General features: G+C 60.3%; 12 protein-coding genes and 2 pseudogenes. 9 read left to right on the top strand and 5 right to left on the bottom strand.

All coding sequences use genetic code 11. From position 1 onward, the window contains the following. Window positions 1–57 precede the first annotated feature (57 nt). From MA07_RS03350 to MA07_RS03335, 4 genes and pseudogenes are all read left to right on the top strand, one after another. Window positions 58–252 (top strand): hypothetical protein, encoded by a 195-nt coding sequence (locus MA07_RS03350; RefSeq protein WP_036346969.1) that lies wholly within the window; start codon window positions 58–60, stop codon window positions 250–252. 79 nt (window positions 253–331) lie between these two features. Next, window positions 332–888, top strand: a pseudogene (locus tag MA07_RS03345) (integrase core domain-containing protein). A gap of 708 nt (window positions 889–1,596) precedes the next feature. Further along, window positions 1,597–1,986, top strand: coding sequence for a hypothetical protein (locus MA07_RS29435; RefSeq protein WP_152568703.1), 390 nt, complete (start codon window positions 1,597–1,599; stop codon window positions 1,984–1,986). Between the two features lie 166 nt (window positions 1,987–2,152). Continuing rightward, on the top strand, window positions 2,153–2,518 hold the full coding sequence (locus MA07_RS03335; RefSeq protein ID WP_160195369.1) for a helix-turn-helix domain-containing protein: 366 nt from the start codon (window positions 2,153–2,155) through the stop codon (window positions 2,516–2,518). A 74-nt stretch (window positions 2,519–2,592) separates the two neighbouring features. On the opposite strand, the gene MA07_RS29960 is transcribed toward MA07_RS03335, so the two are convergent. Both MA07_RS29960 and MA07_RS03330 read right to left on the bottom strand, forming a co-directional pair. After that, window positions 2,593–2,730: a hypothetical protein gene (locus tag MA07_RS29960; RefSeq protein ID WP_160195368.1), complete on the bottom strand. Its 138-nt coding sequence runs from the start codon at window positions 2,728–2,730 to the stop codon at window positions 2,593–2,595. Window positions 2,731–2,870: 140 nt separating this feature from the next. Further along, window positions 2,871–5,849, bottom strand: a complete 2,979-nt coding sequence (locus MA07_RS03330) for an EAL domain-containing protein (RefSeq protein ID WP_052002795.1) — start codon at window positions 5,847–5,849, stop codon at window positions 2,871–2,873. A 692-nt stretch (window positions 5,850–6,541) separates the two neighbouring features. Here MA07_RS03330 and MA07_RS28550 point away from each other — a divergent pair. Then, window positions 6,542–7,257: pseudogene (locus MA07_RS28550) on the top strand (IS6 family transposase). 107 nt (window positions 7,258–7,364) lie between these two features. Here the strand turns inward: MA07_RS28550 and MA07_RS03315 are convergent. Together MA07_RS03315 and MA07_RS03310 are read right to left on the bottom strand one after the other, a co-directional pair. Beyond that, the gene (locus tag MA07_RS03315) at window positions 7,365–7,883 is read right to left on the bottom strand and encodes an NAD-dependent dehydratase (RefSeq protein WP_244445144.1); all 519 of its coding nucleotides are present in this window, start codon (window positions 7,881–7,883) and stop codon (window positions 7,365–7,367) included. 147 nt (window positions 7,884–8,030) lie between these two features. Continuing rightward, window positions 8,031–8,765 carry a type 1 glutamine amidotransferase domain-containing protein gene (locus MA07_RS03310; RefSeq protein ID WP_036346960.1) on the bottom strand — a complete coding sequence of 245 codons (735 nt, stop codon included), beginning with the start codon at window positions 8,763–8,765 and terminating at the stop codon, window positions 8,031–8,033. 318 nt (window positions 8,766–9,083) lie between these two features. Between MA07_RS03310 and MA07_RS03305 the strand changes: the two genes are divergently transcribed. Beyond that, window positions 9,084–10,091 (top strand): NAD(P)-dependent alcohol dehydrogenase, encoded by a 1,008-nt coding sequence (locus tag MA07_RS03305; protein WP_036346958.1) that lies wholly within the window; start codon window positions 9,084–9,086, stop codon window positions 10,089–10,091. A gap of 83 nt (window positions 10,092–10,174) precedes the next feature. Then, a complete protein-coding gene (locus MA07_RS03300; RefSeq protein ID WP_036346956.1) occupies window positions 10,175–10,873 on the top strand; it encodes an IS6 family transposase in 699 nt (232 codons plus the stop codon). A 130-nt stretch (window positions 10,874–11,003) separates the two neighbouring features. On the opposite strand, the gene MA07_RS03295 is transcribed toward MA07_RS03300, so the two are convergent. Then, the gene (locus MA07_RS03295; protein WP_036347017.1) at window positions 11,004–11,651 is read right to left on the bottom strand and encodes a TetR/AcrR family transcriptional regulator; all 648 of its coding nucleotides are present in this window, start codon (window positions 11,649–11,651) and stop codon (window positions 11,004–11,006) included. Window positions 11,652–11,746: 95 nt separating this feature from the next. Here MA07_RS03295 and MA07_RS03290 point away from each other — a divergent pair, with 95 nt between their 5' ends. Together MA07_RS03290 and devC are read left to right on the top strand one after the other, a co-directional pair. After that, on the top strand, window positions 11,747–13,063 hold the full coding sequence (locus tag MA07_RS03290; RefSeq protein ID WP_052002792.1) for an HlyD family efflux transporter periplasmic adaptor subunit: 1,317 nt from the start codon (window positions 11,747–11,749) through the stop codon (window positions 13,061–13,063). Further along, window positions 13,060–14,235 carry an ABC transporter permease DevC gene (gene devC, locus MA07_RS03285; protein WP_036346954.1) on the top strand — a complete coding sequence of 392 codons (1,176 nt, stop codon included), beginning with the start codon at window positions 13,060–13,062 and terminating at the stop codon, window positions 14,233–14,235. Before MA07_RS03290 ends, devC begins: the two co-directional genes overlap by 4 nt. Window positions 14,236–14,241 lie beyond the last annotated feature (6 nt).

Here is a 14,241-nt window from a genome sequence, read left to right as displayed (position 1 = left end):
TTTGGTTTTCTTCGCCTTTCGGTGGCAGCGAACGGGCTAGAGGATACAGCCCGGTCTATGACCATTGTGGCGGACAACACGAACCAGCAGTCGGTTATTGTCTCGTCGGCTGCCCAGCAAACCTCGGCCAACGTACAAACCGTAGCGGCCGCCACTGAAGAGCTCTCCATCTCCATCCGCGAGATCGCCTCGCAGGTGACGCAAATCCTCAGAGATCGCCTACCGAGCCGTGACGGACGCTCAGTGGACTAACCAGACCGTGCAGACACTAGGGATGTTTGATCCCGGGGTTTGATGGTGCATTCTTATCGCCTGAATGGAGGGATGCTCTATGGGCCAGGTTCTCCACGGCAGCGCCACCACGACTGAGGCGGTCCGTCGCGCAATCCAGAATAGTCAAGCAAGCTTGAGAGCCCTGGCCACGCGCCACGGCATCAACCAGGAAACACGGCCTTCCTGGTGGCCCTGATCGCGGCCGTGCCCTACAAGATCCACACGGTGCTCACCGACAACGGCATCCAGTTCCGGCTGCCGCCGCGCTATGCTGATGGCCCGACCGCCCGCTACTGCACGCACATGTTCGACATGCGCTGCCGCGAGAACGGCATCGAGCACCGCTTCACCAAGATCAATCATCCCTGGACGAACGGGCAGGTTGAGCGGATGAATCGCACCATCAAGGACGCGACCGTCAAGCGTTATCACTATGACAGCCATGAGCAGTTGCGGCAGCACCTCGATGACTTCATCTCAGCCTACAACTTCGGCCGGCGTCTGAAGACGCTGAAGGGCCTCACACCCTACGAGTACATCTGCAAGATCTGGACAGCCGAGCCAAAACGCTTCAGGCTCAATCCGCTCCACAAAATGCCGGGACTGAACATCTAGCTGTCTCGGCTGAAAGATTGGCATGTGGTGCAACTGCAGCGGGTTTCACACAAGGTAGAGACTTTCCTGCATCACTCCAGATCGTGCATTTATCATCACCGCGCCGGAGATCCGCGGCGCTGGCGCGTCGGAGCATGGCGACAGGACTGCCCTACTCAGTCGCATCAGGGCGAGTTGTGTGTCCAGCAGGCTACAGACATGAGCGTGCAAATCGCTCAGAGAAACACCCGCCAAGCGGCACGATTGCTCGTCCCTTTTTCGATTTTTCCAGAACCAGCTGCATTTCCTGAAAGCTCTCATCATGCGCAAGACAGAAGTCACAGCGCCTGCATTTTCTCCCGCGGCGGCACCAAAGTTCACGGCGGCTGCCATCCGGTTTGTCGCTTCTATCGCTGCATTGATCAGCGTGAGTCTCCTGCTGGCCGGCCTCTAAGGACGCATTGACTGGTGCCTGTGCTCTTTTCGGCACAGCCACAGCCCCCGCAGATCAGGCATTCTGGTCTGGTCCATCATGGAGTGGCTGGGGGGCTGGTCCTCCCTCAAACTCAAGCGCCTCTGCACACGCGAGGTGCTTTTCTTTGTTAGAAGAGGCGACAGCAGGCCTGACGCTTTCCGTAAACGCGGCAGCCGGTTTCTCTCTCAGAGTTGCGCCCTAGGTTTAGGGCAGGGCGCTATCCCATGACCCGCCTTGGAGAAAGGCTCCACCGCGTGCCAATACCCCGCCTGTTCATCATCGCTTCGTCTGTAGGGCGCCTCATTCGGACGGAGAGAGGAGGCGAGCGCGTGCGGGAGGGCTATTTTCCTGACCAGCCCGGCCGTAGCACGTATGTTCAAATCGACGAGACCCGAAGCAATCGGATTCTCAAGACCGGAGGTGGCGGAGTGCCCGAGGAGCGGGCGGACCTGCCGCTCGCCCATGCTCAGGCCCTCCTGGCGGTCAGCCCGGGTCAAGTGGAGTATCTGCGCACCAGTCGTGCAATCGGCTCACATGCGCTCCATGCCCTTCATGTCCTCAGACCTAGTCCCCTCAATCTGGTGGCAGTCGTCGCCCCCCGAGGACGGGCAGCGCTTGCCTCCGCTGCCATAGTTCGGTCCTGAGGTCAGCGCCGAGCCTGCTTACCGACACCGGCGCTTGGCTCTTGATGGCACTCTGGACGCTGTTGACGCCGATGAGAAACTGACCCGGTCGCCGATTCAAATCTGACCCACCGGTTATGCTGGGCCTTCGCGAGAGGAGCGGAGGGCCCGGATGATTGGAGGCGAGATGTCGATGGAGATCCGGGTTTTGGCCAAACATGGCAAAGGCGTGCGCAAGATTGCCCGCGAACTGGGACTCTCCCGCAATACAGTGCGGCGCTATCTGCGCGAGCCGGAGGCGGTTCGGTATCGGCCTCGCCCAGCCCGGCCGGCCAAACTGGATCCCTCCAAGCCTTACCTCCAACAGCGCCTGGCCGCGGCCGCGCCGGATCTCATTCCCGCCACCGTGCTGTTGAGCGAGTGTCGCGAGCGCGGTTATGCCGGCAGCTACACCATGCTCAAAGCCTTCGTGGCCTCGCTCAGGCCGGCGGTGCCGCCGGAGCCACTAGTCCGGTTCGAGACTGAACCAGGCGAACAGATGCAGGTGGACTAGGCCACCATCCGGCGTGGCACCGGTGACTGCCGCCTTCAGGATCGCAGCTTTAACATTCGCCTCCAGCAGGCCCATCAGACTTGCGGAGATCTTGCCTGCCCATCAGCGTCATCGGTCAGCTCCTGCGCGGCGAAGATCGCCTCCTCCAGGGTGGGCGGATCAAAGCGGAGTGAAGTTCGAATGCTGTTCGGCTTCTTCTTGGGTGCTGGCATCGGTGTGGCTCCTGACAGGAGGTCTCAAATTGCCAAACGGGCGCCATCCAGACATGACAACACCGTCTCAAGGTCTCACAGCTGCGTCCCTTGAAGCGGCAACCTTTGAGGTGCAGGAGGCAGGCCACGCCGTGAACGGCTTAGGCTGCCGCTCCACTTCGCCTGCTGCTCCCCTCCAACTCCTCAACCAAAGAAGGCACTTCGGAAGCAGCTACAGCCTTTGCGTAGAAGAACCCTTGAGCATTGTCACATCCCATCTCCCGCAGACGCTGCACCTGACCTACTGTCTCAACTCCCTCTGCCGTGACCTGTAGATTCAGACCCCTGCCAAGGCCAACCACCGCTGCTACGATAGCTTCATCATCCGGGTCCTCCTCGATGTCGCGCACGAAGCTCCTGTCGATTTTGATATGATCTACTGCAAACTCCTTGAGGTGGGTCAGCGACGCATACCCGGTTCCAAAATCGTCAAGAGCAATTTGAACTCCCCGCCCCCGTAGTTTTTCCAGTACGGAGGAGATCGCATTCGAGCGGGTATCGAGCAGAACCTTCTCGGTGATCTCGATCTCAAAGTGATCTGTCGGGACCTTTGCGAGGTCGAAAATGCGGAGGATGTCATCAGCCAAATTCGGCTGGATAAACTCAGCATGGGACACGTTGATCGCCACGCGACCAAAGCTGAGCCCGCCGTTAAGCCATCTGCGCATGTCCGAGGCCACTTTGCCGATCAATCGCTTGCCAACCATGGTCGCAAGCTCAGGATCGTCAAAGGCAGCACCAAAGGTGCTTGGGGTGAGGACACCCTTAGCTGGATGGTTCCAGCGTGCAAGCGCCTCGAAACCAACGACTCGCCCTGTTGAGAGGCAGACCTTTGGCTGGTAATAGGGTCTGACCTGATCACGAGAGATGGCTGCGCGCATTTCCGTTCTAAGCGCGATGCGCTGCTGTGTGGCAGCTTTCATCTCAGCGGAGTAGACGACAACCCGGTTGCGCCCGTCAGCTTTGGCTCGGTAGAGCGCAATATCAGCATCCTTCATCAACTCGGCAGGTGCAGTATCGTGATTCGGGAAGCTGGCTACCCCGATGCTCGCTCGACTGACAATTGCCTGACCAGCATACGATACAGGCTGACCTAACTTCTTGATCAGACCCTCTGCAAGCGTCGACGAATGCTCCAGCTTGGATGCCCCTGCGAGCAGGATAGCAAACTCATCACCTCCAAGCCTTGCGACCGTATCGCAGTCTCGTGCTACGGCAGACAGTCGAGCCGCAGTCTCCTTCAGGAGCGCGTCGCCTGCATCATGACCGAACGAGTCATTCACATCCTTGAAATCGTCTAAGTCGATCAGCAGGAGACTAACACTATCACCTGCCTGCCGCGCCTGTGTAAGAGCCTCGTCCAGTCTCGCCTGAAACAAGGCCCTGTTTGCTAGTCCTGTAAGAGTATCGTGATTAGCGGCTTGCCAAAGCTTCAATTCAGCGATCCTGCTGTCATGGATATCCGTGACTGTGCCGACCCACTCTCTCACGGCACTACTCTGATCCTTCAGTGGAACAGCCCTTGCAAGAGCCCACCGGTAGGTGCCATCCCCCTGCCGAATGCGAAACTGAACTACACATGCTGTGCCGGATGAGACAGCCTGCATCCAGCCTTCCCTGACGGATTCCTGATCGTCCGGGTGAACAGCCTTCAGCCATCCAGAACCTGAATATTCGTTGGGACCTTGACCAGATAGTGCGGTCCAACCGGCTCCCCCGACCATCGCACCATCAGCCGCCGCAAGCCACACCACAGATGCGCTCGCTTCAATCAACGCGCGGTAGCGCTCCTCGCTGATACGAACGCGTTCTGCAGCACTCTTCTGCTCATGATTGTCAGTGATGGTGCCAACCCACTCCTCTACAACGCCATCTGTGTTGAAGAGCGGCACTGTCCTAGTGACAAACCACCGGTACTCGCCATTCACGTGACGGACGCGAAACTCGTCCCCGCTCGGCTGGCCAGATGCAAGAACCTGCTGCCAGTGACCGACCACGCGCTCACGGTCGTCGGGATGAACAGCTTCCAACCAGCCGTAATCCTTGAACGCCTCAGGTGCTTGGCCGGAAATTGTCTCCCATCCTGAGGAGGCTTCAATGATCTGGCCATCAGGAGCTGCTCGCCAGACAACCGTCGCACTTGCATCGACAAGCCCCCGGTACCGGGCCTCACTGCTGCGCAGCCGCTCCGCAGCAACGTTCTGCTCGTGAATGTCTGTGAGGGTACCAACCCATTCGCGAATGGAGCCGTCCTGAGACTTGAGCGGCACTCCGCGCGCGAGAACCCAACGAAAGGTGCCATCTAAACGGCGAACCCGGTACTCGTTCTCACAGGGCTCTTGCAGGGCGCGAGCCCTCTGCCACACTTCAACGACATGCTCCCGATCTTCAGGATGAACGTTATCAAGCCAGCCGTATCCCCTAAATGCTTCAGGAGTTTGGCCGCAGAACGTTTCCCATCCCCAACCCTCTAGGATTGACCCGTCAGGAGCCGCGCGCCAGACCATTGCGCTACTAGCTTCGATAAGCGCCCGGTGTCTTTCCTCACTTTCTGCGACTGCCTTGTGAGAGCGTTTAAGTTCCAGTTGGCTCATCACGGCCTGAGCCAACGCTAGTAGCGTCTCTGACTGCTCCCGTGTGAGGCCATCAGGGCGAGGTTTGAAGTCGATAACACAGAGTGTGCCGAGCGGCAGACCGTCTTTAGTCACTAGAGGTGCAGCCGCATAGAAGCGCAGGTGCGGCTCGCCGGTTACAAACGGGTTGTTTTGGAAACGGGGATCTTGTGTTGTGTCCGGAACAACGAGGATGCCTCTTTGGAGAATCGTGTGAGCACAGAAGGCGACATCACGAGGAGTTTCCTGAACACCACTGATGCCTATCGTGCACTTGAGCCACTGCCGTTTCTCATCAATGAGAGAGACGAGTGCAATCGGAGCTTCACAGACGTTCGACGCAATCTTGGTGAGGTTGTCGATGGCTGCTTCTGGCTGAGTGTCCAGAACGTCAAAATCTCTTAAAGCTGAAAGACGATCAGCCTCCCTCCACGTCGGGCAGCTGTTCTCGATAGTGACCCCGGTCATAGCAAGCTACTTTATTGTTGTATTATTGCTTTTTCATTTGAGCGACTATGATGTGCTAAATGCGTGAACCTAACAATGTCCGTATTGACGCAAGCGGGTAGCTCAATGCGTTCCAGTGTCGCTTGCTACAAAACGTAGTAAATAAGTTGATTTGTCGAATGGTCGTCGGAGATGCCTAGCTCGGTCATCGTCTCCTCAAGATCGGGCAAGCTCAGGCTAAAGCCAGATACCATCTGACGCAGAGCAGCAGATCACGTTCTTACCTGAAGTCGGCCGGGCAGGGCCCAAGGCCTTTCAAAACTGTCTTAACATTCCTCTAAGCCCGAGCCTGATTTTGAATGGGCCCAAACTGATCGCCGGCAACTCTGCTTGCAGGCGGATAGGGCGGTTGCGAGCAGCGGACTTTTGGTGGGGATATTTCGAATGAGCCAAGGACCGGGCGTGCACGGGCTAGCCTGATCCATGCCACGTAGAAGCTCCCCAATTTAAGCGGCTTTGACGCCTTGGAGGAAGTCCTGGACTTCTCGGGAGAGGTCGTTGGAGTGGCGCGACAGCTCCTGGGCGGCGCCCAGCACCTGGCTGGCCGCCGAGGTGGTCCCGCGGCCCCCTGCTGCACGTCCACGAGGTTCTGTTGCAGCTTTGAAGCTTAGTCCGCCTGAGCTACGACAGGAGGAGGCTGGGAGGAGCTGGCAGTGAAGCAAGACAACAAGAACCCGTTCAAAGGTCGGCAGGTCACGGCTGAGATCATTCTGTGGGCAGTGCGCCAGTATCTGCAGTTCCCAATCAGCTATCGCGATCTGGAACGCATGCTGGTCGACCGCGGTGTGCAGGTGGATCACACAACTCTCTTTCGCTGGATCCAAGCCTATGCACCTGAGTTCAACAAGCGTATCCGCCCTCATCTGCGGATGACAAACGGATTCTGGCGCGTGGACGACACTTATATTCGCGTGAAGGGAGAATGGGTGTATCTCTACCGTGCTGTCGATGTGGCCGGACAGGCAATCGACTTTCTGCTCTCGCCCAAGCGAGATGCCGGTGCAGCTCGGCGGTTTTTCCGCAAGGCTTGCAGCAGCCGCATAGAGTCAATCCGCGCACCATTACAGTCGACAAGAATGCTGCCTATCCGATCGCGGCGAGAGCCATAAAGAAAGAGGGGACGCTGTGGCGTTTCGCCAAACTTCGGAAGGTGAAGTTTTTGAATAATATCGTCGAGCAGGATCACCGGCGCATCAAGCGGCTGGTTCGGCCAGGGCTGGGCTTCAAAAGCTTCCAGACTGCCTCCCAGACAACTGCTGGCTATGAGGCTGTGGCGATGATCCGCAAAGGGCAGATCGCGATTGCACCAGCAACCGAAATGAAGGCTCAGTGTGACTTCATTGCTGCGCTCTTCAGCACCGCCGCCTGATCCGAGATCACGTTCGGGTGTCGGTTGACCTACGGCGGGCTTTGCAGCGGAACCGTCTGGCGCCCCGCTCCTGTTGAGGGCATGTGGTCCTCTGTCAGGTGCCTTCCTCAGACGATGGCCTTGGACTCGATAATGCGCTCGCCGGGTGCGGCAGTGATCGCCGCCTCCAGCAAGGCTTTGGCAATCCGCTCATGCGGCACGATGTGATAACGGCGGGGCAGGACCTGCTGCGCCAGCCGCAGGAGCCGCATGGCTATGAACTCCCCAGGCCGGAACTCGCTGCGGTCGCCGCCGATCAGGGCAGGGCGCACGATGGTCAAGGATGGGAACCCGATTTCCCGCAGCGCGTCCTCCACCTCGCCTTTGACCCGGTTGTAGAAGAAGCGCGAACCAGGATCTGCTCCCGTGGCCGAATTCAACGCGAAAGCGCGGGCGCCATGCTGACGGGTAAGCCGCGCCACAGCCAGGGGATAGTCATGATCAATCCGGCGGAACGTCTCCTGCGAGCCTGCCTTGCGGATCGTACTGCCCAAGGTGCAGATCACGCCATCGACGGACCACCAGGTGGCATAAGCCGGCAGGTGCTCGAAATCGACCACCGGGTTTTCGAGCTTCGGATGGGGCATCAGCTCCCGTCTGGTTGGTGCAACGATCCGAGTCACACTGGCATCTGCCAACGCTTGCCGCAGGACCGCCCCGCCGACCAGGCCTGTTGCCCCAACCAGCATGAGGGTTGTCACGGCGAGCCGCCCGTTTTGCTGGGCACTGCTACTTTAGCCAGCCTGCTCCAGAGCGCTCAAGACATGCCGGGCGACAAGCTCAGAGGATTGCGGGTTCTGGCCGGTGATCAGATTGCCGTCCTGCACCGCGAAGGGCTGCCAGTCCGGTCCTCGCTCAAAATGGCCGCCCAAGTCCTTGAGCTGGTCCTCCAGCAGGAACGGCACCACTTTCGTCAGCCCAACCGCTTCCTCCTCGGTGTTGGTGAAGGCGCTCACCCGACGACCATCGACGACGGGCTGCCCATCCTGCCGCGTGGCCTTTACCAGCCCGGCTGGACCATGGCAGACCGCGGCGACAACCTTGCCCTGATCGAACATGGACCCGATGGCCCGAGCCAGCGTCTCGTCATTGGCCGCATCCCACATTGGCCCGTGCCCACCGGGCAGGAACACTGCGTCGAAGGAGCCTGGATCGACGCTGCCAAGGGCAGGGGAGTTGCGGGCCGTCTGCATGGCGCTCTCGTCTGCCAGGAAACGGTGAACCGAGGCTGGAACTTCCTGCTGCTCCTCCGGCTTCTCGCCCGTTCCCTCACCGGCTTTTGCCGGTAAGCTGCGGGGATCCCACGGGATAGCGCCGCCCTTGATCGACACGAGCGTGACCTGCGCGCCGCCGTCGAGCAGGGCGTAGTAGGGGGTGGCGAGCTCCTCCAACCAGACGCCGGTGCGGTGGCCGGTGGATCCCATCTGGTCGTGCGAGGTGGCGACCACAAGCACTTGAGGGCTAGGCATGTCTTGCTCCCGGGTGAGGGCACTACGCCGTCAACGCCAGACGCTCGGAACAGGTCCGGCCGCAAGCTTAGTAACAAGACTGGAGAAACGTCTCACGGAGCTTGTGAGGACTTGATGTGTCTCAGCAAGGACCCCGGCTTACCGCAATGCGTTAAGTTGGGCGACTTCACGCGGGAAGCGCCTGAGATCTTCAACTGCGGCGCTGAAAGCCGGCGTGCTCGCAGCCTTGACGGTGGAGCAAGAGGCGCCCTGTCCTGCTCGTCCAAACGGCACCCTTCGCTCTGGACGAGCATACAGGCAAGGATTGGGAGACGGACAATGAGAGGGATCGTTCTGCATGCACCCGGCGGACTCGATAGGCTCGATCTGGCCGACATGCCCGATCCCGGTGCTCCCAGTCCGGGCGAGATCCGGGTCAGGGTTCACGCGAGCTCGCTTAACTATCACGACTATGGTGTCGTGAGCGGACGGATGCCAACAGCGAGGGCACGCATCCCGATGTCCGACGGCGCCGGCGTGGTTGAGGCGGTAGGCGAGGGCGTGACCGAGTTCAAGGCCGGTGATCATGTCGTCTCCTGCTTCTTCCCGGGCTGGCTCGAGGGGCCGCCGACCGTTTCCGATTTCGCGACCACCCCCGGTGATGGCGTCGATGGCTATGCCCGGGAGGTTGTGTTGCGGCCGGCGACCTGGTTCACCCGAGCTCCGGAAGGGTTCAGTCATGCCGCGGCGTCCACGCTGACGACAGCCGGGCTGACGGCTTGGCGTGCTCTGGTGGTCAATGGCGGGCTCAAGGCCGGCGATGTGGTGCTGTTGCTGGGCACCGGCGGCGTCTCGATCTTCGCCCTCCAGCTTGCGAAGGCGATGGGCGCGACGGTCATCGCTACCTCTTCCTCCGACGAGAAGCTGGAGCGGGTCCGCGCCTTGGGCGCCGATCACACAATCAACTACCGCCAACATGAGGACTGGGGCGTGCGTGCGCGGGACTGGACCGGCGGGTGCGGCGTGGATCACGTCATTGAGGTGGGCGGACCGGGCACCCTAGGGCAGTCGATCATAGCGGTGCGGGTCGGCGGACACATCTCGCTTATCGGTGTGCTGACTGGTGGCGCCGGCGAGGTCCCGACCGGTGCCCTGATGGCCAAGCAGGCCCGGCTTCAGGGGTTGATCGTCGGCAACCGACGCCAGCAGATTGACTTTGTGCGAGCAATCGAGGCAACAGGCCTGCGGCCGGTGATCGATCGCAGCTTTGGCTTGGCCGAGATTGCGGATGCCTTCCGGTACGAGGAGTCAGGAGCCCATTTCGGCAAGATCTGCCTCGAATTCTGAACCGTCTCAGAAGGTTTTGTCGCAAGCACTTTGTTTCAGAGTATCAGGTTACTGGGAGAGCAGTCTCAGTAGCGGACTGTTGCGTGTTCAAGGGCGAACATTTTGATCGTTCGGTGATTCTGCTCTGCGTCCGGTGGTATCTGTCCTATAATCTCAGTCTTCGAAATCTCGAGGAGATGATGGCTGAGCGCGGTATTTCCGTCGACCATGCGGCGGTGCATCGCTGGGTTGTTCGCTACTCCTCTGAGTTGCTGGAGCGGTTCAACCGCCGCAAGAGAGCGGTCACTGGCAAGTGGCACATCGACGAAAACTACATCAAGGTCCGCGGCCGTTGGATGTCTCTTTATCGGGCAATCGACAGCAACGGGGATACAGTCGAGTTCTGGTTCAGCGAGCGACGCAATCTCACTGCCGCCAAACGGTTCCTGTGCAAGGCGCTCAAGCGGCATGGCCAACCTGAAAGGATCGCAATCGACGGCAGCCAGACCAATCGCGAAGCCATCCTGTCGTGTGATGCCGAGAGCCGGCTGCGGAATCGATCTCGGCGCGAGCTGATGCCGATCCGCGTCCGGCAGAGTCAACACCTCAATAAATGCATCGAGCAGGATCACCGCGCCATCCAACGCCGGGTGCGTCCGATGCTCGGCTTCAAGTCTATGGACAGCGCCCGCGTGATCTTGGGTGGGATCGAGATGATCCACATGATGCGCAAAGGACAGGCGAAATATGCCTGCGGGCAGCAGCTGTCGCTCGCCGAACAGTTCGAGCAGCTTGCTGCATGACCCCTAAGCAAGCCTCCTCTCCATCTTCTCGGCTCCGCTTCAAAGCGCCTTGCCGCGCGAGCTCACCGGCCGAACCCGCTACAGAGCATGGGGCATCGTGTAGAGGCGCTGGCAGATTGGAGAACCCCGGTCACTGACCGGTTCCATTCCTGTCAGCAGTGAGCACCCCATGAAACACCAGGTCGATGTGGGCCTCAAGAAAAGCTTCGCTGCTGATCGATGCATGGCGATCAAACGTCATGCGCCAGATCGCAGCCATGAGAGCAGGGGCGATGAGCACGAGAGGGAGGCGGGCCGCTGCGCCCTCCCGCACCTCACCACGGGCAATGCCCCGCTCCACAACCCGCTCCAGGAGTGCGCGGCCCTTTGAGACTGTCTCGGCGTAGTAGAGCTCGGTCAGGGCCGGAAAGCGCTCGCCTTCCGCAACGATGATCCGGATCAGCACCCGCAGATCCGAGTTTACGAGCTGCCGGTGAATGGTCTCAATGATCAGCTTCAACAGATCCCGGGTCGTCCCCGGATAGGCATCGATGAAGCCGTTGATCTCGCTCAACACCGGCGCAACCTCCATGCGCACTGCCGCCAGAAAGAGCGCCTCCTTGTCCGCGAAGTAGCGGTAAATCGTCCCCTTCACGACACCAGCCCGGCGGGCCACATCCTCCAGACGCGCGCCTGCAAACCCGTGCAGGGCAAATTCCTCAAGTCCGGCTCTGATGAGCTCGGCTGGCCGGGCCTCCTTACGCCGCCGCCGGGGCGGCCGCCCTGATGCAGTGCTCACCTCATCCACTAGACCCATGCCTCCTATAAATGACCAATGAGTCATTATTGATTGCTTGCGAGAGAATGCGTGCTATAATGACCATGAAGTCATTAATGGTCCAGCGCTGTTACAGCAGATCGGGCAAGCCCATGGTCATCGCCGACCAGGATCAAGTCCACGTCGCTAGGGTGGCTGATGCAGCCAATGGCCGGACCGAGAGTGAGCGCCTGCCCCTCCTGGTTGTTCAGCGGACACCAGATTACGGGCCCGCGCCGTCGCATTTGCGGAGAGGGCTCCGTCTTGCAGGCCTCATCCTAGTTGCTATGGGGCTGGTCGCACTTGGCGGCTTTGTCGGTCTCTACTTCCAGCCACCAGGGCTTCAGAAGCTCATGGCGGTGCTTCAACTGCAACCTGGTGGCGGCACCTCCTCACCAATCGCTGTATCGGTCGCGCAGAGGGATCCTGGTCAACCTAGGGCGGCGGCCATCAAGGTTAACCAGCCTGCAGTTGTCGGCCTCGGCCGATTGCTGCCCAAGAGTGAGGTCGTGATCGTTGCGCCGCCTTTTGGCGCCGGCGATGCACGTGTCGCAAGCTTAAAGGCCGAAGAAGGGGATGAGGTTGAGCAAGGAGCTGTGCTGGCGGTCCTGGACAGCGAGCGCGCCTTGCTTGCAGCTGTTGCAACCGCTCGCGCCCAGCTCTCCGCACGTGAAGCAACGCTTGTTCAGGTCAAAGCGTCCGTACAGGCGAGCCGCGACGAAGCCCGTGCCACACTAGCTCGCGCCGAGACTACGTATCAGAATGCCGTCCGTGAGTTCGAGCGCGTGGGGACCCTGCGCCAACGTGGCTTCGCGGCCGAGCAAACCTACGACCAGCGCCGTGCCGCGCGTGATGAGGCGTCGCACGAGGTGCAGCGGGCCCAAGCCCAACTCTCCCGCTATGACTCCGACCGTCTCGACGAGCAGGCTGATGTGCTCGTCGCCAGGCGCAACGTCGACACCGCCAAAGCCGATCTGGCGCGTGCCTCGGCTGACCTCGACAAAGCCTACGTCCGCGCGCCCATCACCGGAACGGTGCTCACCGTCCATGTCAGGCCCGGGGAGAAGCCAGGGACCCAGGGGTTGATGAACCTGGGCAACATCGAGCAGATGACTGTCGAGGTGGAGGTCTACCAGACCCAGATCGACCGCGTTGCCTTAGGCAGCGCCGTTGAGGTTACGGCTGAAGCCCTGCCGCAGCCGCTTCATGGCCGGGTGACACGCATCGGGCTCGAGGTTGGCCGTCAGACCGCCATCGATGCTGATCCTGCCGCCAACACCGATGCTAGGGTCGTGAAGGTGACAGCGGCCCTCGAGCCTGGCGCCTCCTGGCTGGTCCGGCGATTGACCAATCTGCAGGTCACCGCGCGGATAAGTGCCGGAGATGGATCATGACCATCCTTCTGGGCCATCTTCTCGGACGGCTGCCCATCGGGTGGCTGCAACTGGTTCACAACAAGACTCGGCTTGCCGCAGCCCTCGCCGGTGTCGCCTTCGCAAGCGTTCTGGTATTGATGCAGTTGGGCTTCCTTGGGGCGCTTGTTGCCAGCATCAAGCTTCCCTACGATCAGATGAATGCCGACCTTCTCATCTCGGCCTCCGACATGAACACGCTGGCCGACGGCAGCCCGCTTCCACGCCAGCGCATGTTCGAGGCTCTGACTGTCAAGGGCGTCCAGAGCGCCACCCCCCTCTACTACGGCAAGGTCGAGTGGAAGCAGCCGGACGGCACAATCCGCAACCTGGATGTGTTTGGGATTGATCCCTCGGTGGAAACCCTCCGCAATCCAGCCATCAGTGCACGGTTGAACGATATCAGCCTGTCGGATGTGGCGCTGATCGATGCCAGGGTCAGGAACGTGTCGAAGAGCCTGTTTGCTAAGATCGCCGCCGGAGAACCGTACCGCTTTGAGGTGAAGGGCCGTACACTCAAGGTGGTGGGCACATTTGAGATCGGCGGCGGCTTCTCGGCTGACGGCTATCTGGTGGTCTCGGACCAGACCTTCCTTCGGCTGTTCCCGCAGCGGAGTGCCGGAGCCCCCAACCACATTCTCGTGACCCTCGCGCCTGGTGCTGATCCGGCGCCGATCTTAGAACGGCTGCGTGCAACGCTGCCTGCTGACGACAGCATCGTTCGAACCGTGGAGGAGACCTTTGGCAGGGACCAGGCTTTCCAGACGACGCAGCGCCCGGTCGGGCTTGTCTTCGGGTTCGGGGTGGTGATTGGAATTCTGGTCGGCATCATCATCGTCTACCAGGTGCTCTCCACAGATGTCGCCGAGCACCTCAAGGAATACGCCACCTTCAAAGCCATTGGCTACTCGCAGCGCTTTTTCTTGGGCATCGTGTTCGAGGAAGCCCTGATCCTCGCGATCCTGGGCTTCGTTCCAGGCTTTCTGGTGTCGCTCCTGCTCTACACTGTCGTTGCCACTGTGACGGGATTGCCCCTTGCCATGACGTGGGCACGCGCGGCGTTCGTCCTGATGGGTACACTCGGCATGTGCGCGCTCTCTGGAGCGATTGCTACCCGCAAGCTCGCCCGCGCTAATCCGGCGGATCTGTTCTGAGGGGGC

Origin of the sequence: Microvirga sp. BSC39 (genome assembly GCF_000739015.1) — a bacterium.
Classification (GTDB): domain Bacteria; phylum Pseudomonadota; class Alphaproteobacteria; order Rhizobiales; family Beijerinckiaceae; genus Microvirga.
The sequence above is the reverse complement of the archived record's forward strand: the minus strand, read 5'-3'. Positions and strand labels throughout refer to the sequence as shown.